Origin of the sequence: Pseudarthrobacter sp. fls2-241-R2A-168, from assembly GCF_030209335.1 — a bacterium.
Taxonomy (GTDB): Bacteria; Actinomycetota; Actinomycetes; order Actinomycetales; family Micrococcaceae; genus Arthrobacter.
In genome coordinates, this window is record NZ_JARVSG010000017.1 from 46,554 (window position 1) to 70,195 (window position 23,642).

General features: G+C 59.1%; 19 protein-coding genes and 1 pseudogene. 10 read left to right on the forward strand and 10 right to left on the reverse strand.

Going from position 1 to position 23,642, the window contains the following annotated elements:
- The first annotated feature begins 825 nt into the window (after positions 1-825).
- From QRN11_RS12260 to QRN11_RS22535, 10 genes and pseudogenes are all read left to right on the forward strand, one after another.
- Complete coding sequence (locus tag QRN11_RS12260) at positions 826-1,749, forward strand: EamA family transporter (RefSeq protein ID WP_285251187.1); 924 nt, start codon at positions 826-828, stop codon at positions 1,747-1,749.
- A 343-nt stretch (positions 1,750-2,092) separates the two neighbouring features.
- Complete coding sequence (locus QRN11_RS12265) at positions 2,093-2,368, forward strand: hypothetical protein (protein ID WP_285251188.1); 276 nt, start codon at positions 2,093-2,095, stop codon at positions 2,366-2,368.
- 1,385 nt (positions 2,369-3,753) lie between these two features.
- Positions 3,754-4,494: an Lrp/AsnC family transcriptional regulator gene (locus QRN11_RS12270; RefSeq protein ID WP_285251189.1), complete on the forward strand. Its 741-nt coding sequence runs from the start codon at positions 3,754-3,756 to the stop codon at positions 4,492-4,494.
- 217 nt (positions 4,495-4,711) lie between these two features.
- Positions 4,712-5,701: an ABC transporter substrate-binding protein gene (locus tag QRN11_RS12275; protein ID WP_285251190.1), complete on the forward strand. Its 990-nt coding sequence runs from the start codon at positions 4,712-4,714 to the stop codon at positions 5,699-5,701.
- Positions 5,701-6,498: an ABC transporter ATP-binding protein gene (locus tag QRN11_RS12280; protein WP_285251191.1), complete on the forward strand. Its 798-nt coding sequence runs from the start codon at positions 5,701-5,703 to the stop codon at positions 6,496-6,498. Before QRN11_RS12275 ends, QRN11_RS12280 begins: the two co-directional genes overlap by 1 nt.
- Positions 6,498-7,343 carry an ABC transporter permease gene (locus QRN11_RS12285; protein ID WP_285251192.1) on the forward strand — a complete coding sequence of 282 codons (846 nt, stop codon included), beginning with the start codon at positions 6,498-6,500 and terminating at the stop codon, positions 7,341-7,343. The genes QRN11_RS12280 and QRN11_RS12285 overlap by 1 nt, the downstream gene beginning before the upstream one ends.
- Before the next feature lie 26 nt (positions 7,344-7,369).
- On the forward strand, positions 7,370-8,659 hold the full coding sequence (locus QRN11_RS12290) for an amidohydrolase family protein (protein ID WP_285251193.1): 1,290 nt from the start codon (positions 7,370-7,372) through the stop codon (positions 8,657-8,659).
- A gap of 432 nt (positions 8,660-9,091) precedes the next feature.
- The gene (locus QRN11_RS12295; protein ID WP_285251194.1) at positions 9,092-9,307 is read left to right on the forward strand and encodes a hypothetical protein; all 216 of its coding nucleotides are present in this window, start codon (positions 9,092-9,094) and stop codon (positions 9,305-9,307) included.
- 786 nt (positions 9,308-10,093) lie between these two features.
- On the forward strand, positions 10,094-10,894 hold the full coding sequence (locus QRN11_RS12300) for an MFS transporter (protein ID WP_350223985.1): 801 nt from the start codon (positions 10,094-10,096) through the stop codon (positions 10,892-10,894).
- Positions 10,895-11,730: 836 nt separating this feature from the next.
- Positions 11,731-11,820, forward strand: a pseudogene (locus tag QRN11_RS22535) (hypothetical protein); the annotation flags it as partial.
- A gap of 351 nt (positions 11,821-12,171) precedes the next feature.
- On the opposite strand, the gene QRN11_RS12305 reads toward QRN11_RS22535, so the two are convergent.
- From QRN11_RS12305 to QRN11_RS12350, 10 genes are all read right to left on the reverse strand, one after another.
- The gene (locus QRN11_RS12305; RefSeq protein WP_285251196.1) at positions 12,172-12,945 is read right to left on the reverse strand and encodes a hypothetical protein; all 774 of its coding nucleotides are present in this window, start codon (positions 12,943-12,945) and stop codon (positions 12,172-12,174) included.
- A 105-nt stretch (positions 12,946-13,050) separates the two neighbouring features.
- On the reverse strand, positions 13,051-14,334 hold the full coding sequence (tcmP, locus tag QRN11_RS12310; RefSeq protein WP_350223986.1) for a three-Cys-motif partner protein TcmP: 1,284 nt from the start codon (positions 14,332-14,334) through the stop codon (positions 13,051-13,053).
- Entirely contained in the window at positions 14,306-15,052 is a 747-nt protein-coding gene (locus QRN11_RS12315; RefSeq protein WP_285251197.1) for a DUF5131 family protein, read from the reverse strand. The genes tcmP and QRN11_RS12315 overlap by 29 nt, the downstream gene beginning before the upstream one ends.
- A gap of 214 nt (positions 15,053-15,266) precedes the next feature.
- Positions 15,267-15,689 carry a DUF4913 domain-containing protein gene (locus QRN11_RS12320; protein ID WP_285251198.1) on the reverse strand — a complete coding sequence of 141 codons (423 nt, stop codon included), beginning with the start codon at positions 15,687-15,689 and terminating at the stop codon, positions 15,267-15,269.
- The gene (locus QRN11_RS12325) at positions 15,682-17,454 is read right to left on the reverse strand and encodes a type IV secretory system conjugative DNA transfer family protein (RefSeq protein WP_285251199.1); all 1,773 of its coding nucleotides are present in this window, start codon (positions 17,452-17,454) and stop codon (positions 15,682-15,684) included. The genes QRN11_RS12320 and QRN11_RS12325 overlap by 8 nt, the downstream gene beginning before the upstream one ends.
- An 11-nt stretch (positions 17,455-17,465) precedes the next feature.
- Positions 17,466-18,344, reverse strand: a complete 879-nt coding sequence (locus QRN11_RS12330) for a hypothetical protein (protein ID WP_285251200.1) — start codon at positions 18,342-18,344, stop codon at positions 17,466-17,468.
- A 140-nt stretch (positions 18,345-18,484) separates the two neighbouring features.
- Positions 18,485-20,092, reverse strand: coding sequence for a putative type IV secretion/conjugal transfer ATPase (locus QRN11_RS12335; RefSeq protein WP_285251201.1), 1,608 nt, complete (start codon positions 20,090-20,092; stop codon positions 18,485-18,487).
- Positions 20,092-21,603: an SCO6880 family protein gene (locus QRN11_RS12340; protein WP_285251299.1), complete on the reverse strand. Its 1,512-nt coding sequence runs from the start codon at positions 21,601-21,603 to the stop codon at positions 20,092-20,094. Before QRN11_RS12340 ends, QRN11_RS12335 begins: the two co-directional genes overlap by 1 nt.
- Before the next feature lies 1 nt (position 21,604).
- Positions 21,605-22,915, reverse strand: a complete 1,311-nt coding sequence (locus QRN11_RS12345; protein WP_502935027.1) for a TrbL/VirB6 family protein — start codon at positions 22,913-22,915, stop codon at positions 21,605-21,607.
- Positions 22,915-23,640: a DUF8175 domain-containg protein gene (locus QRN11_RS12350; protein WP_285251203.1), complete on the reverse strand. Its 726-nt coding sequence runs from the start codon at positions 23,638-23,640 to the stop codon at positions 22,915-22,917. Before QRN11_RS12350 ends, QRN11_RS12345 begins: the two co-directional genes overlap by 1 nt.
- Positions 23,641-23,642: the final 2 nt, after the last annotated feature.

Genomic DNA, 23,642 nt, shown 5'->3' on the forward strand with positions numbered 1-23,642 from the left:
ACCCCCTAGAACAAGGTCGGGACCGGGAACCCTAATTACATCCCCGGCCATGCCCACCTCTTTTGTTCACCAGCACCAGCACGAAAGGCCTACGAACCGTCGTTCGGGGTTTTCTAAGCGCAGCGGAATTATCCGCCCCGGTAGTACGGGCCGTGTGCGCTGCATTGTGGATGCCACACCTGCTGGGAACCGGCTGTATCCAAATGCAGCCAAACATTGATACTCGTGCCAGAAAGGGCTAAAGCTCCATGGAAAGCACCACCGTCAACACGGCTTTGAGATTTCAGCAATGCTCCCAAGCGCATCTGCCGTCACGAGAAAGGCGATGATGCCCTTCCCATCAAGGGAGCGGTGGCACTCCGGCGCAGACGAGTACAGTGTGGTCCTTCTGGGTGTGATGTATCCGATTGCAGTCCCGAAACGCAACCAGCGCCCACAACAAAACCGGCCGCCCGTACCACAAGATAGCCTCATCAACTGGAGGAGCACAGACCTCGTCTTTTACGACCCCATCCTTGCCGGTGACATCCCGAAGCCGGATCAAAGCGGGACTTCTCAGCCAGACGCTGAACGTACTCGGACATCGAAACGACAAAAGAAGCTCTTTGGCAACGGACATCTGAGCCGCACGGCTTCTATTGAAGCCGTAGCTCGCGATCTGGTGTTCCTTTCCCTGGGATCAAGGACCAAAGCCGCACCTCTCAACATGGCGCCATCAACTCTCGGAGAGCACACTGCTCAGACCTTGACCCCTTCACCCATTCCTCGAGCCGAACTTTGCGGATCAGCCGATAAACACTGTCAAGAGACCCTTAAGAGGTTTCGATGAGTTCTCGGCTAAACTACTCCGACAGCCGTGGGTGGAGCACCTCTATTCCGGCTCCGGTGCTAATGATCACCGCCGTACTATCCGTTCAGTTCGGCGCAGCCCTGGCCCAGACCCAGTTCGAAGTCGTGGGTGCCACCGGCGCAACGTTTCTACGGTTGATCTTCGCCGCAATCATCCTGCTGGTCACCGCCCGACCAAAGGTCAGGGGATGGAAGCTGGAGCAGTGGGCAGCGGCAACAGTGCTGGGCGTCGCCCTGGCTGGAACGAATACCCTGTTCTATTTGGCCATCGGTGAGATTCCGATAGGTGTCGCCGTGACCCTCGAATTTACCGGGCCCCTTGTGCTTGCCCTTGTGCAGACCCGGCGCCTTACCGACGCCGCATGGGCGCTGTTGGCGTTCGCCGGCGTCGTTCTCCTGGGGTATGACGGCGGCAGCGTCCTCTCGCTAGCCGGTACACTTTTCGCACTCGGCGCGGGTGCGTTTTGGGCTGTCTATATCCTGGCCAGTGCACGCGTCGGCCAGATGGTGCCTGGCGTCCAAGGTCTGGCAGTATCAATGGCCATAGGCGCGGTCATCGCGTTGCCTTTTGGTGCAATGGCCGCCACAAGCGGAGCGGTCGTCTCGCCGCCAGTGCTAACTGTGTTTGTGGGTGTGGCGTTGCTGGCCGGCGTGCTTCCCTATGCGCTGGAGATGCTGGCGCTGCGGCGGCTGTCCACCCGAGTCTTCGGTGTCCTGTCCGCCCTGGGCCCGGCTGTAGCTGCCCTCGCTGGCTTGCTGGTGTTGGGCCAAGTACTTGGTCTCCGCGAGATCATTGCACTGGTTTTGGTCACCGCCGCCTCAGTCGGTGTCACGGTCGGCATACGACAACCGCGTGTCGACAATTCAGCCTCCTTCCCCCGCCGCGAGCAAATGGATTAAACGTGTGCCTGCCCCAGCTGCTCACCCAGTCGGCGCAGCAGCGCCTGACAAGATCGGCGACTTGGGCACCGCTACCTATGCGGCACAGAGTTGAGCCTATTGGGCAGCACCGATGGGTTATCGGGATGAGTCTGCGTAACGCACACACCCCAATCTGACTCTCCTCGACCTGACCTTGAATTTTTGTACGACAGGCCCCGGGAGCCAACCACATATGTAGTCGGATGGGAGCTTCCGCTTTACCAGACGAGAGAACTGCAAGCGGTACGTGTGACCCGGCAGGAAACCACATAAACGGCAATTCCGACCGTACACGCCGGTCGACCTAGTAAACGGAGGACTTGTGTCCTACAACTTGCATGAACCGGCAGCCAACGCTGCCTTCTCGCTGACAAGCGGCGGCCTCTTCTCAAACCCGGCGCTTCCTCTTTCCCTTGAAGTCATCGCTTTAGAGGATTCCCAAAGCAGGGACGAGAAGCTAAACCGTGCCATCAGCAGGCTCATACCCGCCGCTCTTGAACACAGGCAGGGCATCCTGGTCATACAACACAATTACGGCAAGTACACCGTTCGCGTCGACCACGAAGTGCCATGCGGCACAACTCGGGAGTCCCGCTAATAGATCGCGCAAAGGTGAACTAGAGGACATCACAACTTGGGTGTGCGCCATCAATATAGCCTCGAGGACAAAGTTCCTCTGAGTGCCAGCTGCGGCTGAACGCATTCCCTTGAACCATCTACCTGTGTGAGTGGGAGTTGTCTCTTCTATATGAGTTACACCCCACCTGACGTCTGCTCGCCTGACGTGGGAAGACTGCCTGTAGGTGGAGCTCCGGTCTGGTTCTCAGACACCTGATGAACCCCAGGAGGTGACATCCTCCGCCCCTTCGCTAAGCGACTTCCATCAAGACCCGATTCTCCGGACTATTTTGATAGTGCTCGGGCTACCGCAGCCCGGTTTCCTGTCCCTTCAACTGTCAGGGTGGGATCTGAGAACATCATGAGCCACCGTCAACAATGGGGAATTCCGCGCTATTCTGACGCCAAACCCGCGCCCGAAAGTTGCCCGCGCTCCCCTCCCCTTGTCCAACGCCGCTCTAGGGCGAGGCGACCTCCGAGATACTTCAACGGGCAAGGCGTGCGGGGAACCCTGACCCGGCTCCTGCTTCCTGGCATTACCCGAAAGCTACTTGAGCGAATATCCATTATCGGCGCTGAAAAATTGGTTTGGCGACGGCCACAAGAGACTCCGCCCGGGCGGCTGCATCTTACCGAGCACATGGATGTGCTTGATTTGGCAGTGTCAAGATTACGGCTGTCGTTAGCGGTGATCGCGATTGCTTGCTCCTCACGCGCTGTGCGGCAGTCCAGCGCTTCGAGAGTAAGAGCTTGAAGCGGTGCCCCTCAAAGTGGCCAGGGCTACTAAAGGGCCCCGGAGCACTGTTCAGTTATGTGGGCGGATTCTTACTACCGGCATTCCCGTCCGCCCCAGGGAGCGGGCGCTGATGGGCCCCTTGTCCCAGTGTGTTTGACCGGCCCCTATGTAGAGTCTTTTCAGCGAACGAACCAAGGGACTGTCCTCCTATATCCGGAATGGGGCTTAGCTAGCCATCTTGCGCGCAACAACGCAGGCGGAGTTTGAGACAATCAACCACGGGGCTTGGCCACGTGAAAAACTTCAAGCTAGCGAAGCGAGTGAACGTGGCAGTGCTGGGCTAGGGAACTCGCGAGTGCAAGCAGCGTAAGGGGAAAATAATCGATAAGACCGATGAACTAGATGCGGCAATTGCCAAGTGTCTACAGGTGAACGGCAGAGCCAGTTGGTCGCTTATTGGCTGTCTCTTAGACGTCCCCGAACGGACGGTTGGCCGGCGTGGTCAGCAACTCCTTGAGTCCGGTCGGGTGCGCGTCGCAGCGTACCTAAATGAAGCTCAAGTGCATGCAGTAAGTCCGCTTCTTTTGCGACTTGAGGTGGAGCCCGGATCGACCCGAACCGTCGGTCGGGTGTTGGCACAACGCAATGATGCCTACACTGTCACAGCATTTCCGACTACGAACCATGTCGAGGCATTGCTGCTACCAGCCGAACATTCGGCTGTTGATGTGATTGCCGAGGAAGAGCTCCCGAGAATGGGCGACGTGAGGTCGAGTGAGATAACTCTTATCACGCAAACTTATCGCGTGGGCAGCGAATGGCATGGAGGGGCGCTGCCGCCAGCCTTGGTCGCACGCCTTAGGGAGGACATAAGCCGTGACGATGGAAATGAAAGCAATTCGATCGAGTTGACTGCCATTGACCGTAGCATTGCAGCGGCGCTAGAGAGCGATGGGCGGGCTACGGTCAGACAGGTTGCGCTCTCGGCCGATGTTACGAGCCAGTTCGTCGGCCGACGTATGCGGTTGCTCTTCCAAAGCGGGCTTCTGCAGATGCGTACGGAGGTGTCATCGGACCTGTCCGGACTTCGACTAGAGGCTCATATCCGATTGGCCGTGGAGGCAAGCCGCGTGGAGGCTGTCGGTCGCCATCTGGCTGCTGATCCTGCCGTAATGTATTGCGTCGCCACGACTGGGCGTTACCCGCTGGAGTTCATCGTAAGGCTACCTCATCTCGACTGCCTACAGCCTTGGCTGAACCGCACCTTCACGGACCTTCCAGGCGTCTACGTTACGGAAAGCCTCACCGAACCTCGACTGATCAGGAGGGCAAATATTCTGTTTGACAACGAGTTGTCAGGTAAAACGTAATATTGTCCCGTTTTTGGCGGATATGAAACTTATCTTATTGCGATGTGTCTGATCCGCTGCCATGATGGTGATGTGCGAGCTGCAGCGCCGCGTTCGCACTCATCAAGGAGGATGCATAATGCTTTTACGATCGTTCCGCCTGAGGCGGATAACAACGTTACTTCTGCTAGTAGGTGCCGCATCGGCACTGCCGGCTTGTACAGGCCCTCAGGATGACTTGCTCAAAGTCCGCTTTGGCCTTCCCTCGACTATGGGTGCCAATAATGCTCCGCTGGCCGTTGCTGACGCAATGGGATATTTCAAAGCGGAGGGACTTGACGTCGAGATAGTTAACACGACTGCCGCCTCGGAAGGCCAGGCTCTCCTCACCGGGAAGGTGGATATTGAAAGCGCAACTCCCGGCCCAGTACTTCAGATGCAGACCGAAGGCCAAGATTTTGTCATGGTCTATAACTACCTACGTGCCCCAACCGGAAGCATAGCTGTACTTGAAGACAGTGCTGTCCAGAAACTCGAAGATTTTAGGGATGCGACGATCGGGGCCGATGCACTTGGAAGCGGCAACATTCTCCTAACTAACGGTATCCTCGCCAGCGCCGGACTCAGGCCGGATGCCGATTTCCAGCACCTCGCAGTCGGAGTTGGTGCGCAGGCAATTCACGCGCTCGAGTCTGGTCGGGTGGATGCATTGGAACTTTGGGACACAGAGTACGCAGCGATTGAGGCTAACGGAACCGAACTGCGTACGTTTAGTAGTGACTCCGCCAAGAAGTTGTTCTCGACAACCTACATGACGAGCGCAAAGTACGCGGAAGGCTCGGGCGAAGCCATCGCGGGTTTCGGACGGGCAATGGCCAAGAGTTCCCTCTTTACGGCTACGAACCCCGAAGCAGCGCTGCGGCTGATGTATGCAAGCTACCCAGAAACCCGTGTCGCCGGAGTGTCCGAAGGTGAGCAACTCCGTACCGACATGACGGCGCTAGAGGCGCGGCTTGCTGTCCTAACCGAAGGAGACCCTGCCTCCCGCAAGACATGGGGTGAGTACGATGAGGCTGGTGTTTCTGAATGGATCCGCTTCGCATCCTCAGCGGGCATCATCGACCGGGAACTCGAACCCGAAAAGGTCTTCACCAATAAGTTCTCCGAGGAATACAACGACTTTGACACCGAAGCGGTAGTGCGCGAGGCCGAGGCTTGGAAGCCGTGATGAGTACGAGCCAGGAGATTCTCATCAAGCCCGATGCTGCAATAGTTATTGATGGCGTGTCCAAGACGTACCACAGTCGCTCATCCCACGTCACCGCACTGAAAGACATATCCCTGTCGGTTAAGCGGGGAGGCTTTGTCGCCATCGTTGGTCCCAGCGGTTGTGGGAAGACAACGCTCTTGCGGATGATGGCCGGCCTTGAGGCTCGATCCGAGGGCCGCATTAGCCTGAACGGTGAAGCCGTGCACGGGCCTAGCTCGAAATTCGGCATGGTATTCCAACGTCCGGTCCTGCTGGAGTGGCGGACGATACGTCGGAACGTTCTTCTTCCGGTAGAACTTAAGGGAAAACCTACCCCCGCTGACCATAAGAATATCGATCGGCTGCTCTCTTTGGTGGGGCTTTCAGATTTCGGGGAGCGCTATCCGCGAGAGTTATCCGGCGGCATGCAGCAGCGAGCAGCCATTTGTCGGGCGCTGATAGACGACCCTGAAGTTATTCTCCTGGATGAGCCGTTTGGTGCGCTCGACGCGATGACCAGGGAACATCTCAACTTGGAGTTTAATGCACTCTGGCGTTCTACGGGAAAAACAGTTGTCATGATCACGCATGACATTCCGGAAGCGGTTTTTCTAGCAGAGCGCGTGGTTGTGATGAGTGCCCGGCCCGGGCGGATTGTTGAAATAGTGAACGTGCCCTTTGGTCCTTTACGTGACGAATCGGTGCTTGCGGACCCGGTCTTCGGCGCCCTTGCCGCTCACATCAGAGCACTACTCGAGACGGAAGAGGCGGAATAGTGCTTCTCAAGACCAAAGCTAACGAAACCGCCGATGTTATGCATCCAAAACCTGCGCGACGAGTGCGCACGCACATCGGTCGAATCGTCTACCCTTCTGCATTCCTCTTATTTACGCTAGCTATGTGGGAAGTTGTTCCAACTCTGCTTGCTGTTCCAACAATTTACTTCCCATCACTAACTAAGGTGCTCGCCGCACTCTTGGATCCGGCCGCGCTACCGCTCTACCTTTCAAATGGTTGGGTAACGCTATCGGAAGCCCTGTTAGGACTATCTATCGGTGCGACGAGCGGTTTTGTCATCGGAATCATTTTGGCGGAAGTAGACATACTTAGAAGAACATTTTATCCCTACATTGTGGCCTTCGAGTCGATTCCCAAAGTGGCCATTGCGCCGCTGCTCCTGATTTGGTTCGGATTTGGAATTGAGTCAAAAATCGTTGTCGTTGCCCTGCTGACGTTCTTCCCGCTGATGATCAACACGATGTCAGGCTTCAAGAACGTCGACCGGAATCAAATCGAGATGATGCGGGTATATGGCGCCACCGGCCCTCAGATTCGATGGAAGCTCGTCTTGCCCTCCGCGCTTCCCCAAATACTCACGGGTTTTGAGGTCGCCGTTGTCCTCTCCACGCTCGGGGCTATCGTCGCCGAATTCGTTGGAGGTCAGAACGGGTTAGGCGTGTTGATAATCCAGGCGCAGTTTCAGATGAATACCCCCGCTGTGTTCGCACTGCTGCTAATACTTGGAGCAATAGGTGTGACTCTCAACCTCCTCGTCCGTACGTTGCGCCGACGGCTAATCCATTGGATAGATGCCGAACAAGACGCTTACACGGTCCCGTAAAACGAATTTTTAGAACGGAATTGATTGTGACTTACTTTGATCATGAAGCGCCCCTGATTTGCATCCGAGGTGCCGAGGTTTATGCCCCCGAGCCGCTCGGACAGCGTGATGTGCTCGTGGAGCACGGCCGGATCGCTGCTATCGGTGACACCCTCGAGCTAGACGGCCGGACGGCCACTGAGATCGACGGACGTGGCATGGTTGTGGTACCAGGTTTCATCGACTCTCATCTGCACATAACAGGTGGCGGTAGCATTGGTGCGGGCCCGATATCGAGGGAGCCGGAGTTCGGCTTTGGCGAGATTGTATCGTCAGGCGTGACCACGGCGATCGCTTGTCAAGGAGCCGACTACATGTCTCGTTCATACGAGGCATTACTTCAAAAGGCGCGCGGGCTGACGGCTGAAGGACTGAGCACCTTCCTTTGGAATAATGGCTTCAACAACCCTCCGACCGCGTTAACAGGCAACATCGCCAGAGACTTGTTCCTGGTTCCCGAGATCATCGGCAGCAAAATAGCTATAGGTGACTTCCTCGCGCCTCCGTGGACACCTGATGAGCTGCACAGATTGCTATGGCAAGTACTCTCTGGTGCTCAGATGTCTGGCAAAATCGGTGCGGTCCACGTGCACGCGGGCGTCTTGCCCGGCGGGCTCTCAGTCGTATCCGAAGTTATTGCCCGATACGATTTTAGGGGTGTAGACGAAACCTCCCGTCACGGTGCCTCCAGATCTGTTGGTGGCCACTTTCAAATAACACACTGCAACTGGAACGAGGACCTCCTCAACCAGACAATCGAACTCTGCGGTACGGGGGCTTATGCCGACGTCACAGCAGGAATGCCTGATGCTAGCGGTTTCGGGTCTGAACTGGATCCTGCTACATCCGTCATGAAAATCCTCGCTGGCGGGATATCAGAACGACAAATCACGGTCAGTTCCGATGCAGGCGGAAATGAGGCGTACCTAGATGAGTACCGGCGTGTGCAAACGCTCGTCAGGCTTGTCCCTCCCAGAATCCATGAAGTGTTTACGAACTTGATTAATATGCATGGACTTCCAATCGAGCTGGCCGTGCGCATGACCTCGACCAACGTGGCTGAACTCCAGGAATGGCCATACAAGGGGCGTATCTTCAAGGGAGCTGACGCGGATCTGCTACTGCTCGATGCCAAGTCACTAGTCATCGACTCCGTCATCGCATCGGGACGTCTCGTCGTCCACGATGGCAAAGTAATCGCGCCTGGTATCACGAGTGGAAGGGCCGAGATCTACCAACGGCCAGCGCCAAATCTGGCACCCCTTCTTGCGCCATAATCACCTTAAAAAGATCGCAGAAGATGGTCAACTGCCTGGCCCGGGCGGCCAGTTCCACCTGCTCAACTTCAACCTCCCGGTTTTCCGAGTGAGACCTAATCGCCGTCAGACCCCTGGCATGTCATAGATACGACTAATGGTTCAAAATGCGGCCGATTCCCGTGTCCTTTAAAGCATGGTTGCATCGGGCCCCCGGCTTTTGGGTTCCATTCGGAACGCCGAGTTGGAGATGGGGCAGAATTTACTACTGGGAAGCTGGTGGTCGAACCGCCGCTTTCAAGATGGGTAGCACAATCCAATGGAGCACATGCTTATCGAGTCAGTGAGCAGTGCCTTGAAACCTCCTGAAAGCCCTAGGTCTGAGGTCCCGGATTGAGTTCCGGTGACTCATCGAATGACCGCTCAGTGTCAGCCATATGTAAGAGAGATTCGATGGAAATTCCCAAAGGTGTCGTTGACCAGAAGAGGTGGGACCAAGTGTCATCGGGTGACACCGTAGAAGTTTGCCTGGACGGCATTCCTATTGAACGAGGAGATGTGGAATTAGCTTCCGAAAATGGGGATGTCGTCTGGGTCGTCGTGAGTTTGGGAGAACGCAGACTTTTTCATAAGGATGATGGGTTAGAACTGTTCTGTACCAGCAAATGAATTCACTCGGCTGGATGCCTTCGTGAACGTCGAGGTTAGGCTCTCGAGCCAATGGCTGCCAACTGGGGGGTAAGCCTATTAGGGATGACAGTTGCCCTAGGCGAATCTTCTGGATTTTATGGCGAAGTTGGCTCCCCAAACCCTCCACTGCCTAGTTTTATAGATGGAGATTTGGCTCTACGAGACCACGCCCGATGATTCTTCCCTGCACTGACGTACGACCCTGGCTACTTGTGAGGCTTCGAAAGCGCCGTACTGAGGGGTAGTGTCTCGGCTGATGGGCGTGATACTACCCCTCAGGATTCACATTGAAAAGTCCACGAAATACGCCCGAAGCAGCAGTTTGAGAACCAATAACAGCTCTTATCCGCTTGTTGCTCCGATCTGTCCACTATGATCCTGCAGTGCCACTTCGGGTCGCCACACGCAAGCAACTAAATCGATGCGGGGCCCAGCCACGCCACGCAGCCAACCAGTCGGCATTGGTGTTTACCAGGAGATGAAATGAACGACACAAAACTACGGGAACCGCTCAGAGTTATAGCTTCTGACGCAGAGGCCCTCGAACGCGAACTCACGGAGGCCCTTGCCCTCGCTCAAGAAAGAGCCATGACCGCTCGTTGTTGCGGAATTCTCGTTACTCATGAAGCACCAGGCCAATTCACCGTTAGCATCAGTGACGCCGTTCCATACGGCATAACCCAGCAGCGGGTGACATGGTAGAGAGGCAACTCATAGTTCGGACCCTTCCACCTCCTGGGCCGGCAACGATTATGGGAGGATCTGTTGGCCCCGCTCTCCAGCTTTCTCTGCAGCGCACTCCTGGGAGCGGCAGGGATGGGAGCATTCGGGTGGCGCTTTCCCTTCATCCTGGGCGGACTGCTCGGCTTCGTTGTGATGTGGCTCCGGCGCACACTTCCCGAAACTCTGCATGCAGACGCAAAACCGGGTTCGACGTCGACTGATGCTGACCCCACAGGTTCTCCGGGCGTGTGGCATGGACTGCGCAAGTACTGGCTCATCATCCTCGCGATGATCTTTATCGTCGGCGCGGTCCAGGCCTACAACTATTCCTGGACCGCAGGTCTGCCTAGCTTGGCCACCGGCACATTCAAGGAAGACCCCACCGCTGTCTTCGCCATCACAACAGGACTCAGCGTCATTCTCACCATCGGCGCTCTAATCCTTAGCCGCTTTCTCGACAAATGGGCCCTGTCACGATGGTTCATTCTGGCACGTCTCGCAGCGATCCCCTGCGTTTTCATCACCCTGTTCTACACGTCGCCCGGCATCGGTGCCTTCGCAGGAGTCATGTTCGGTGGCGCAATCGTGCTCCTGTTCAACCTCACCTCGTTCAACGTGGTCGCAAGTTCACTGCTTCCCCAATTCTGCAGGGCTACGGGGGCTGGGCTTGGGTTCGGAGTGCGTGCAGCCCTTTTCGGGGGCACCTCGTCCTTCGTGCTGGTATGGCTCCAGCAGCAGGGGCTTCGTGGACTATTCCCTGTCTACGTCGCCGCCCTCTGCGCGATAAGCGTGGCGCTGTATGTCCTCGCTAAACAGCGCAATGGAGTCTTTCTCGGGAAGTAGACAAAGGACTCAGCTGCCGCAACAGCTTCTCTCGTACTGAGGTCCGATCTCCTGCAGGTCCCGCCGGGGGATCTCAGCACAGAACTCAGATCCATGCTTTTCCCTCTATTCATTCCAAGAAACACGAACCCGTTTAACTGCCCAGGCAACCACCGACAGTCGGGGAACTTTAAGAAGGGGGCCGCTCCCCCTTAGACGATACCGAGGCCCATGCTTCCGGGCCTCGGTACGTTTACCGGCTCCTCCGGTCTCAACCACGCCCCGTGCATCCCATGTTTCCTTGAAACAACCATGCCTCCGAACTCCCGAGGCCACATCAGCACGTACTAAGCCGCCAGGCCAAGACCACGCCGAGCGATGCAGCTGGGCCCTGGGAACCACCCGTGATACTTCGAATCGCATCAACACATTCAGACAAGGAAAAAAGATGAATATACCGTCCTCAGGACCGATACAGATACAGGTCCCCAGCAGAAGGCAGCTCTCCGATGCTCTGAATCACGCCGTTGAATTTCTCAAACCTGCTGCAATGACCAGACGCGTGGGTATCAGAGTGACAAGGAGATCAATAGGCCTGTACACGGCAGGCCTCTGCGAATCGGTACCTTACGGAACCACATACGAGGAGTGGAAGTAGGCCTTAATCCCGACGTAGCGAGGCAGCGGGTCGCCGCTTTTGATAGCACTGAGAAGCCGGGCGAAATTCCCAGTTCTTACCGCACAAATGAAAGACATCCGATCCAGTACGTGCAAACCGTCCAGAGCGCGCGCTCACAACGTCAAATACATTGCCCCGTCAGGGGTGTAGCGAAACTGACCGATGTTTCTAAAAGCTAGGGATAAGCCCGGCTGGCACTCACCGGCTGCTCCGTACACTCGCAAACCGCGGTTACCCAACCACTCGGCAACCGAAGCTATGCTCTTGACCTTGGCCTCATCGGACGTAGAGAGGCTGCAATCGGTATCAAAGCGGCCGCGCGGCCAACGCTAGCTACAACCGTCCAAGCCTGGGCGAGACCGCAAGCTTGGCGATCCTCGACGGGCACTGCATTTCGTCTGCTCCCCCCGTAGCCACAGCCAACCCGGCACCGCCGGTGAGAGCATACCTCACCCGCGCCGGGCGTGCAGTTGCGTACACCCAAACCTGACGTCAAGGACTTGCGCAACTGCCGTCAGATTAAGGTCCATTAGCTCTTTTGCTGACAATGGTCAGAGGGACTCTGAGATGCCAACCTGACACTTTCAGAAGACACCAGGGCAGAATCTCCCTCCGTAGCTCAGCCGGATGGATCGGGCTTCTTGGCCGGGAACCAAGGAAAGCGGATACCAGTGGCGAGTCCAGCGAGCGAGTCCTGCCATACAAGGTTCAAGCCACTGCAGACAACATCCAATGAGCGTTTGGTGACTGTCTCAGCCATGGATTTACCGAGATCCGAGAACCACCTCTCCCCATGGGAGAGACTACTGGAGGCACTCCACAGGACCAGTGCATCTTGTTTTGATCGGCCGTCTTCGCCATAGTAGTCGTCCACCTTCTCACCAAGGTGGTTGACAAGTTGTGTTTCGGTAGGGGATCTGACGGGCGAGATCCCAGCCCTCTGCAGCTCTTCTTCTATCTTCCTCCGAGCCTCTTCGAATCGGTCTGCGACTTTCAAGAGGCCGGGCTCATGTGATGCTTCGCCAGCAGCTTGCAATGCTGCACGGCCTCGCCGCCGGTCCGCCATTACTGTGCAAGCGGCTCGGGCTACCCGCTCCTCGGGTTCAAAGGAGGAGAGAATCCACAACGCCCTGGCTGTACAGAGGAGCGCTGATCGAAGTGCAACAAGGTGCAGCCCAAGGTGGACTGCTGGCGCGGCCCCGGACATGTCGGCTGCGACCCTAAGATTCTTTACCCCGGTCGACCATTGCGTGCGAACGATATCGTATGTTCGAAAACTCACAAGGGCTGCATCCCTGCCGAAGAGACTGTCAGATGGAAGGTCGGCAGGTTCCCTGAGAAACTCCGCGCTAATTTCAAAGACTGCGCTTACGCGGTCATATACATCCGTCACTTCAGAACATCCGTCCCGTCAGGGGGCAGCGGGCGCCGTGCGAGAGAGGCGGCTCTGTAGAGGTCACTACGTGGAAACACCGGCGGCGGAGGTAAACGGTCCCTTCTATACATCTGCGAACTTCAGGGTGGTAGGTGCTGGCTCGGCAGGTTCTATTGGATGCCTAAAAATGTCCTTGACTCCAACTGGGGAATTTCGAACTACCCCCCTCTTCAATAAATCCTTCCATGCGGCGCGAAGATGCTTTCCACGTGCCACACCAACATGTTCCCCGAACACTTCGTTGTACCTCATCAAGACCTTGAAAGATCGTCCTTCTGACAGCAAGGCTTCCAGATTGAGGGTGATGTCCTGGACCCAGGCTTTCTCCAGTTCTGCTTCCGCACGTTTAAAGTCCTCCACCCAGGCATCACCAAAAGCGAACAGGCTGTCTTGTGCGTCCAGACGGGCAAGGTACTCTCGCCATTTTCCCAAAGCCAATGACGTGCTCTCGCCGAAAAGTACCAAACCATCTGGATGACGAGATGCAAAAATTAGATAGTAAAGCGGCATATGGCCGGGCTTCCGTCTAACATCAATAGTCCAAACGCCAGCACCTCCGGCAGCGGCGCTCATGCGGGAAGCGTAACCAGCGACTACGGCCGCTTCTGCTGCAGCCTTATCAGGCAAAGCATCCAGCCAAACTTGACGCCACCACGCCCCGCCGCAGACCTCATCCATACGAGTGAGTGTTCTCTCTACCCGGTTGGGGCTCGACAGGTGACCGGCCACTCTGCGCAGAGTCGTTGCAGAAAAGTTGAGAAGCACTTCTGTTGCAGGAGCCCCTAAACCCCCAGGGCGTTCAAAAAGCGGGGACATTTGCTCGAAGGGAATGAGCAGTCCGCAGGGATCCAAGTAAAAAAGCGTTGGAAAGTCGCGTGTTCGATCGAGGATTTTGGGAAGGGCCGATGCTGCTGCCTCGGCGAAAACTTCCACAGGCAAACCCTCAGATTCGCTGGCAACGGTTTCTGCCAAACGCTGCACGGTAGGCCCATCCTGCTCGACAAAGAAGCAGTGCAGTGTACGGCCACTCCCGATCGATCGGGATTCATTCCCTTTGCGAAGAACTAGGGAGCCTGAACCCTCTTGCCCGTCCAGATATCGGCCGGGCCCCGCGTATCCATCAACGAATGCGATGGCCCCACCCGAAGATGTTGATCCAGTCTTGCCAATGAATGGAGGTAGATACGTTTCCAGGACAGCATGCTTCAGTACGGCCGGGGATTGCTTAGCCGTGTGAAAAACGACCGATTCCATTAGGTTGGCTTCGAGATTGGACTCCGCGTTCTTATCGGTCACACTATTCCCCCATTTATGTTGATCACGCCACTTCTCTCTCAGGCATCTCATCCCATGTACGGCCGTCCAGGGATCTACCCAACGTCTTAGGCGTCCGGCCACCCCACTGCTTGAAAAAGAAAGGAGTTTCACGCGCCAGACAAATATCTCGTATCTCCCGCGCCCATTCCAGTCGCATCGGCCGAGCATTGATACCCGACTCCCCACCCGCTATTACCCAATCGATGCTGGTGAGATCTAGGCCAGCAAGAGAACCAAGTAGGGGTTCACAGGATAGGAATCGGACTGCGGACGGAACATCGCGGAGGTGATCTACGCGGGCCAACTGTGAACCGTCTTCAACGGAGACGCCCATCCAAAGATTGCTGGGCCAATCCAACGAATCGGCCATGCGACGCATTCTTAAACTGCGCTTAGTTAGAACCTGATACGTGTGCTGAGGAGTATCTCGCATCACGTCGAAAACATCCTTAACGAAGGATCGGGGTACCCGTGCGTGAAATAAGTCAGACATGGAGTTAACGAAAATCACCCTCGGGGACCGCCACTTCCGTGGGATGTCAAGGGAGTCGGGATGGAGAGTAAGTCCGAAGCCAGGGCCAGACGTACGCGGGTCTCCGTCGGCTTGGTACTTGTGATTCCCCATTGCCTTGAGTCGCTTAGAAAGAGTAAGCGCATAGCAGTTTTCACAGCCAGACGACACCTTGTCACACCCAGTTACTGGGTTCCAAGTTGATTCCGTCCATTCGATCCCACTGCGGTCAGCCATGAAAGGAGCCTACCCCTGGGACGAAGGGCCAAAGAATTGCAGCACTCCGAGCCGCTGCCCACAGCCGGGGACAATCCTGATGGGTTATCCACCGCTACTGCTGCTGAGGGAGCTTTCCCGATGGCTCCCGGTTTACAGCCGTGGATAACCCGGATTGACCCCAACTATGTACAGCCTGCGCGGTCACCTTTGAGCGTTGGCTGACAGCAGTGGTTTAGAACAACCCTGGAGGCGGTTCTTCGCAGGGTAGAGGGCCGAGTTTGGAGCGGTGGCCGTCGTCGGGGGTGCAGCCCTTGAACGGCCCATCTGTTGCGAGCAGGACGGACATGTGGTGGTCTGCGTGGTCGCGCCACCACACGCTCATCCCTGTGGTGCCATCCAGGCGCAGGAATTCCCAGGCGCGCCAGAGCGCTTCGAGGCGGCTGATCGCTTCGGCGTGTTTCCACCATTGCGGGCACCAGGTCACCCCGCCCTGCACGTTGAGCTGCCGGCGGTAGCTGGTGGCCAGCTTGTTGCTGACGAATTCAGCCACGTTCGGGTAGAACAGCTGCGGGGCGTCCGAGTCCTTCTCGGCCGGCTGCGTGGCTGCTGCAGTGTCCTCCAGCTCGTCGTCCCACTCCCCCAGGCCTTCACTCATTAGCGGCACCCGCGGCTATCCACCGGTTCCCGGCAGTTGCGGCCGTGGGCTTGTTCGCGGGGTCGTGTGCGGCGATGGAGGCCCGCACCGCATCAGCCTGAGGACCGCTCATCCAAGGCACGGTCTCCAGCAGTGCAGCTGGGGCGCCGGAGGCGAACATGATGGCGCGGCCGCGCGGGAACGCGGCCAGGTCGGACACGTCAAGGGTGCGTTCTTTGCGGTCGTCGTCGTGGCTGTAGGAGGTGCCTTGTTTGGAGCGGCTTCTGGTCATGTTGGAATACCGGTATTCGCCAACGAGCTGGGCGAGTTCGTTCAGGAACTCGGCCTCGGCGACACCGCCGCCGTAGACCTTGATGTTGGAGGCGGACCAGAGCTTGCGCATGCCCTCGCGGCCCCACACTTCCACGCCCTGGGACCAGGACTGGAGGATGGTCATCAGGACGATGCCCCGGGAGCCGTAGTGGCTGTACAGGTTCGGCAGTTCGCGCCAGCGGCAGACGTTGGCTGCCTCGTCCAGAACACCGACCATGGGTGTGGCCAGCCGTCCTCCGGGTGAGTGGACGGCGAGTTCTTCGGCAGCCTCGACCGTGGCCACGGTCAGCGCCGTGACCAGCGGCCCGGCGGTGCCTTTGCCTTCCTTGGACAGGCTGTACAGCGTGCCCTTGGAGCGGACGAATGCTGCCGGGTCGAACTGGGGACGACGATCGTCGTCGCCTTGAGGCGTCACCCAGCGTGCCACTTGGCGGTTGGTGAGGCAGGACGCCATCTGCAGCGCTGTGCCGTACACGCCGCCGCGTTGCTTTTCGGGTGCGTTGATGACGCCGCCGACGGCGTTTGAGGTCTGGGTGAAGCCGTGGGCTTTGAGGATGTCCACCGCTTCGTCGTCAGCGGGGCGGGTCAGCCAGGTGTGGACCTGCGTGATCGGGCGGCTGTCGAGGGCGGCGGCAAGCAGGAGCCCGGCGAGGAGATCCTGGCCGGCTGGGTCGAAGTAGGCGTCCGTTTTGGCGTCCGGGCCGCGGGAACCGGCGGCGAAGTGGTCGGCAAGGCGTGCCGCTTTCACTTCATCAGTGACGTAGGACAGGGGGTTCCACCACCAAGAAGGTTCCTCGAGTGCGATGGACTGCGGATCGAAGACCCACACCGGGCCCTCAGCTGCGCGGACGTCGCGTGTTCCGTCCACGATGTCCCGCTTGTTCGAGGTCACCAAAGCTGCTCCCGGGGCGGCAAGGATCGCAGGGATCGCCCGGGATGTCGTCTTGCCCGTTCGGGGTCCCCAGATATCGATGTGCATGTCTTCCCAGGATCCGTAGACCATTTGTCCGCCCAGGACGGTCTTACCGACCGGGACGCCGGGAGAGCCTTTCACGCCGAGGCGTTCGGCCGTGGCCGTGGCTCCGCGCAGGCTCAGCGCGCGCAGGTCGCGGCCCTTGGCCATGTGCTGGGCGGCGGCGTCCACGCGCGACCGCTTCGACCGTTTCCGCAGCACTGCACGAACCACCAGAACGGCCACGACGACAATGAGGACCCCGAAACCGATCAGTACCCACGTGGCCGCCGCCGGCCACGTGACCTTCTGGGAGATCAGGCCGAAGACAAGTTCAAACGGGTTCGCCGGCAGTGCCTGGCCGTCACCAGACAGGATCGACCCCATATGCACGGCGCCGGCGACCGAGCCGACACCGAGCACTACGACCGTAATGAAGATCCATAGCAGTAACGTCTCACCGTCGAGTTGTGAGCGTTTCCTGTTATTGGGTGAACCCACGGCTCTTCTCCTTATCGTTGAATGCTGCGGCGCCGGAATGGAAGCGGCTGCCCCAGCTGTTTATAGATCCAACTGCCAACAAGGGGGACTAAGCCGGCCAGAACGCCGATTAGGAAGGTCTGGTTGCTTTGTTGCTCCTGCCTGCCTAGGACGACTGTTGACCCGTGCGCCGAAAAGGATCCGTTGCCTGCTTTGCTCCAGTGCAAGGCATCGGAGTCTTGGGGTTGAGGTGAAACAATTTCAATTTTTTCGTCAGAGGTTAGCGGACGGTAAGTAACGTCTAGCGCCGTCACATCCGGATGAAATAGCTGTGTGGGGCCTATGTTGTTCTCTTCAGGTGACAGCGATTCCGGTTCTCCGTAACCCGTGCCCACTTGGGGAAGGTGAAAAGCTGTCCTGGAGAAGCCGGACGATGACCAGCCGTCAGTGGACTGCGCCGTCAGAGTAAAACGCATAGGGTTACCGGTGCCGTTCAGGGTTGCAGAGACCACTTGGTATCGCTCCGCTCGGAAAGGATTCAAAGTCTCGCTGTCGGTGCACGTGGGAGAGATACCTTCGGGCTCATAGATATCAGCTTCTAAACTGCAATTCCCAATAGGGGGAACCACGCGCTGGTTAGGGCGTCGGAAGCCTTCACCTTGGAAGGCAATGCTGACCCCAACAGAGTCGCCCTGATAGCTCGCATCTACGGTCAGTAGGAACAAGACCATGTTGAACTTCTCGCCGGAACGGGTGACGGTCTCGCTGAAATCAATACTCGCCTGCAGGGGTACCCCAGGTCTATCCGTGAAGATCAGTATCTTTTGGTCAGTTGCTGGTTGGTCAGGTGAAGCGGATATAGAGGTGAACCAAGTGAACAATCCCAGGAAGGCTAAACCAGACAAGGTCACGCTTGCTGTAACACGTGCCCACAGCGGGGCCGCTGGATGTGCGGTCTTGGGTGGAGGATCGACTTCGATTTGAACGACAAGGGCCCGATCCTTGTTAAGAGCCCTGCTTTTCCTAATTACAGGGCTCCTGCGGCGAAGTTTCATGGCTTCCCTTGATCGTGCCAGCGCTTGTTCGTGTCGTGCAGTGATTCCTCGACCCTGGTCAGTTTGAGTGCGACCGGAATGCCGGGGCGGCCGCCGACTTTGAAGAGGAATTTGCCCAGGCCCGGGCGGACGCGTTTGCGGGATCCGCCGGCGTCGGTCCATGACCCGGGGTCGGCCCATGAGATGAGGCGGGCTTGCTCGGCGCGGGAGAGGGTGACGGCTTTGTTGAGTTTTTCCATTTCGGCTCCGGGGAGTGCGCCGCAGACGACCATGCCGGAGCGTTCGACGAATCCGCGGGCTTTCATCCGTTCGGATTCGGTGGGCAGGGCTTCGAGGTCGCTCATGGTGTGCGTGATCATGGCTTGCCCAACACCTTCGGTACGGTTCAGCCGGGTGAGCGAGTCGACCCGGTCTACCATGCCTTCACCGGAGCGAAGGGCCCGCCACAGTTCGTCCATGACGACGAAGTAGTTCCGGCGCGGTTCCAGGCCGGCGTCGGCCAGGGTGTGGGCCACCTGGACGGTGGCGAACCCGGTTGACCAGCAGGCCAGCAGGCAGGCCGCTTGGATGTCCCTCTGCGTGTCGGAGATCCCTGACAGGTCGAAGACCACGGGTTTGGTCAGGTCCATCGGCTGATCGGTGGGCTGGGAGAACATGTCCGAGAACCGGCCCGAGCCGTCGAGGGAGTACAGCGACTGGCGCAGTTGGTCGGTCGCGTCGAGGTAACGGCTCATATCGCCGCGGTCCAAGGCAATGGCCCGCAGCTCGTCGGGTGCGTCTTTGATGACCTCGATCAGATCCCCGATCAGGGGAACGCGGTCCAAGCGCTCGTCCAGGATGTGCAGTGCCCGGTCAATCAGGGATTCCTCGTGCGCGCTGGGCTTGGCGTTCCGCACGATGGTGATCAGCGCCGTAATCATGTTCAGGCGCCGGTTGTGGGAGTCGGCCATCAGCTGTTCGGCCAGCTTCTCCGCCTTCACCGCTGCAGCGAGCAGGGGCGCGGCCGCGGACGGGTCGCCATCTGGATCATTCAGGGTCCGGTTTGCTTTGGCCCGGTGTTCCTCGGCCGAGGCGAGCAGCCTGACGGCGGCTCCCGTGGCTTCGCCGGGGTCCAGGACGTTCAAGTGGCCGCGTCCGGGACCCAGGCTGATGACCTGCCCGCCAAGGGCTTCGATCAGGTCAACGTAATCCGGCTTCAGGTCACCAAGGATCAACGGGTTGATGCCACGGCCTGCCAGGCCCAGGACGATGTGCCGGACCAGGGTGGACTTGCCGTAGTGCGGCAGGCCGAGGACAAACATGGAGGGGTTGTTGATCATTCCGTGCATAAACCAGCTGATCGGATCGGCGCCGAAGGGCGCTCCGGTGTCGGTGTGAACGCCGATCGGCACTCCCAGGATCGGGGTGCCGGAGCCGCCCACGAACGGCCAGAGACCGCAGACCTGGACCGAGGTTCCGCGCCATTCCTCGGCTGCGGTGACGTAGACAGCTTCGCCCTGTCCGCGGCCGCGCCAGCCCCGCAGACCCGGGCGGCGGGCTGCCCCGGCCGCGAGCTTCGTGGCCGGGGCATGTGTGCGCTGGTGCTTCGTCTTGCTGCCGAACATCACATGGCCTCGCGGATCTCTTCGGGAACCTTCAAGTGCTTGGGCAGGACCAGCCCCAGCGGCAGGGACGCGGCAAAGGCAGAATCCTGCGAGCCGTAAGCGCGCCGCAACAGCAGACGTGCCGACGGGCCGAGGTTGCCTTCCACAACGGCCACGGCGTCCTCAAGGTCACGGGCGGACAGCACCGTGGCCGTGACCACCATGCCGAAGTTGACCAGCCCGGCACCCTTGGCTTCCTCCGCTGCGGTGGCCTGCGCCGCGCGCGCATCGACCAGGGCGCGGGCGGTGGGCCGGTTGGTCGAGGAGGCCCGGGTCAATGCGCTTGTTTGGTCCGACTCCACGATGGCGGCCGCGCGGCCGGCTTCGATCGGCCGGTACAGCAAGGTGACGCGCTTGCGGTCGATCTCCCCGTGCGGTGCCACCAGGCGGGCCAGCGCTGATGCCAGAATGTGGCCGCGGGGTGCGCCCGTCATTGACCAGGACACAGAGTGCCCGGAATCGTGGCGGTAGCCGTCCCAGTCGGCTTGATGGGCGGACGGTCCGACGTCGCCCCAGTCCAAATCAACGGGTGTGCCCTGATAGTGGGCTTCATCAATGAGCCGGGCCGCTGCAGGGTCGTACGCGACGCGAACGACCTCACACAGTTCCTGAGCGTTCAACGGCGCGCACGCGCCGGCGCCGGTGGATTCCAGACGCTCGGTCAGGCTGGGAAGCCGTGACGCGAGATCCCTAGCGATCTCTTCTGCCGTGCGTCGCTTGCCGCCGGCCCGGGCAGCGGCGCTGAACGTCAGCGCGACCCAGGCACGGATCGTGGCCGATCCCTGCGGATAGGTCTCCAAGGCCTCCCGGAGCATGGCCTTGGCAATGGCCGGGGCATCGTCATGGATGTTCGATTCAACTTCCCGGCGCAGCCGCGCCCCGGAATCGGGTGCGGTTTCGACCGTGACGGATGCAGCCACGACAGCTGGCTCATTCGACAACGAGGCCAGCCAGCCGCCCCAGTTAGCCACCCAGGCATCGACCTGTTCAGGATCTACCAAGGACGCCCCGTCAGGCTGGGTGCCGAAGACAACGGTGTAGTGCGCGGTGGAAGGAAGGTGGATCAGCGCGAACGGACGGCCGTAGGAGTCCGTGAACTCGTACAGTTTGGAACCGGCAGAGATCCCCGGCAGCTGGAACTCGCCCCAAGGCGTCAGTCCCAACGGACCGGAGCGGTAGATGTTGGCCTTCTTGCGCCGTGCTGAGCGGAACGCCAGCCGGGCGAAAACCCGCTCCCCTACGGACTTGTTGTGCTTGTCGGTCACCGAGACGACGGCCAGCGCCAGCCCAAGAATGAACAGAGCAACGAGCCCGGCGAACCAGCCGCCGACAAAGAGACAGATCACCGTGATGATGAGGCCAACAAACAAACCGGCTGTTGCCAGTCCACCAAGGGTGCCGATGCCCGCTTTGCGCGGACGCCGCCAGTTGCCGTAGGTCGGTTCCCTGTATGTGTTCTCGATCGCTGCCATCTCAGGCACCCCCCGTGGATTCTTCGCTCATGTCTTTGATGGCACCGGAAGCGGCCTGGCCTGCTTCAACGCCCTTTTGTGCTGCCAGTACGGCGACACCGCCCGCGCCCGCTCCCGCGGCCGCAGCGCCACCGCTGGCCGCTGCTCCGCTGCCTGCAGCAGCACTTCCGGTACCGGTAGATGCTGCCGCGCCAGTGGCTCCGGCGCTCCGGGTACCTGTCTTCCCCGCTGTGCCGGACGTTCCTGCCGCTCCCTGGCTGCCAGTGCCCGAGGGACCCTGGGATCCAGGGCTTTGGCTCGAGGTGCTGCTGGTTGTGGTCGAGCCGGTGGATGATCCGCCGCCGCGTCCGGCGCTGCCCATGCTGATTGCGCCGGAAGCCAGTGCGCCGACCGTCCCTGCTGCCAGACCGCCACCGCCGCCGGCAACAGCACCAACCATCGGGGTGACGAACCGCATGAGGGCCGGCATGGCGAACAAAGCAATGATCATCAAAGCCAGCCCGGTGACCGTTGCCAGGAGCGCGGAGCCGAAGTCCTTGCCATCACCAACGTTCCCGAAGATCTTGCTGCCACTGAGCTGGAAGGCCGTCGCGTAGATAATGGCGGCCGCGGGCTTGTAGAGAATGAAAGCGATCAACCAAGCTGTGCACTTCTGGAACCAACCCCTGCCCGCCTCGGTGTTGCTGAAAGCTGCAGCCGTAGGGAAGATCCCCGTCAGAACCACGAGAAGGCCGCCACGAACGATCATGAGCACGATCTGCATTACGGAGGCCAGAATCGCAATCAGCCCCAGGAGAATGATCATGATCGACCCGATCGGGCTGGTCGCCGAAAGCGCCAACAGTGCCGTGATGTTCTCGTTGAACGAGGTCCCATTCGTGGAATTAGTGATGATCCAAGCAGAGAACTGATCCGCCGTGACCGTCAGCAGTCCCACTGCTGCCACACCGGCGCCGGAGACGACGATCAGGGTCGCCAGCGAACGCACCAGATCCCGCAAGGGTGCACCCCTGCGCTCAATCGTCATCTTGGCTGCACCCACGAGGACAGACATCACAGCCAGGGAAGCCGTCCAGAAGTAGAGACTGTTCTGCAGGAACAACACCGGGTCACTCGCGGTAGACCCTCCCGGGGCCGCGGTGAGAGCGGGAGTTCCCACGTTCACCCAAAATGTCCCGAGTGTTTGGACTGTTTGTCCAACGGCATCGGCAATAGCTTTCGCCATGTTCTTGACGGCATCATTGGCGACGTCCTCTAAGGCCGCGCCTGCATGGCAACCGATGCTGAAGGCGTCCCATCCTTCGCAGGCCATCAGACACCAGACCAGGGAATGTACCCGGACAAGTCACTTATCTGTCCTCCGCCCGTGCTGCCGGTTGCGGGAACAACAACCTTCCAGTCGCCGCTGTGCCACTGGAGCGGAACAGGAACGGAAACCAGCGCACCGTTGCTGCCCTTTGCAGCAATGACGATCACGGCTCGATCGGGGTCATACGAGCGGATCTGGAAGCCGGCGATCTGCGCTGTCACAGCTGATGTCGTTTGCGGCTCAGGCTGATTCAGCAGTGCATCGCGTTCGGGTCCAGGGACTGCTAGCTCCTCATAAACCAGCCGAGCCTTCCCCGTGGCGGACAGTACGGCGACGTTCGACGCGGCGTACAGGGCTCCCATGGGTGAGTGTGCGAAGCAGGAGCGGAGGCCGTTGGCTTCGGTCTTGCCGGGGCCGAACTGCGTGGGCGATGTTGGTGCGGCGATCTTGCCGACCAATTCCCACTTGGTGTCGGCGGGTGTAGTGGCCGGCTTGGCCTGGTCACCGGATGGCAGGCCGCACACGCTGGCCGCCGACGTCGCGGTAGGTTGGCCGCTGCTGGCGCTCGTGCTGGTGGTGCTCGGTTCAGGGGACGCCGTTCCGCCGCCTCTGGGCACCAGGGCCAGGATTACCCCGAGCGCGACAATGATCGCCACGACAACGGCCGAGATGATGAACTTAGGTTTGGTCAGCGGATTCTGGTCTTCGTTCACTGTCGGTTCAGTCACGG

Bases quoted from the DNA above. Each gene is read 5' to 3' on its own strand.
- tcmP (WP_350223986.1), bottom strand. From the start codon at position 14,334: ATGAGATGCCTGAGAGAGAAGTGGCGTGATCAACATAAATGGGGGAAT.
- QRN11_RS12340 (WP_285251299.1), bottom strand. From the start codon at position 21,603: ATGGCAGCGATCGAGAACACATACAGGGAACCGACCTACGGCAACTGG.
- QRN11_RS12320 (WP_285251198.1), bottom strand. From the start codon at position 15,689: ATGAGTGAAGGCCTGGGGGAGTGGGACGACGAGCTGGAGGACACTGCA.
- QRN11_RS12345 (WP_502935027.1), bottom strand. From the start codon at position 22,915: ATGGCCTGCGAAGGATGGGACGCCTTCAGCATCGGTTGCCATGCAGGC.
- QRN11_RS12295 (WP_285251194.1), top strand. From the start codon at position 9,092: ATGGAAATTCCCAAAGGTGTCGTTGACCAGAAGAGGTGGGACCAAGTG.
- QRN11_RS12335 (WP_285251201.1), bottom strand. From the start codon at position 20,092: ATGTTCGGCAGCAAGACGAAGCACCAGCGCACACATGCCCCGGCCACG.
- QRN11_RS12260 (WP_285251187.1), top strand. From the start codon at position 826: ATGAGTTCTCGGCTAAACTACTCCGACAGCCGTGGGTGGAGCACCTCT.
- QRN11_RS12280 (WP_285251191.1), top strand. From the start codon at position 5,701: ATGAGTACGAGCCAGGAGATTCTCATCAAGCCCGATGCTGCAATAGTT.
- QRN11_RS12315 (WP_285251197.1), bottom strand. From the start codon at position 15,052: ATGGCTGACCGCAGTGGGATCGAATGGACGGAATCAACTTGGAACCCA.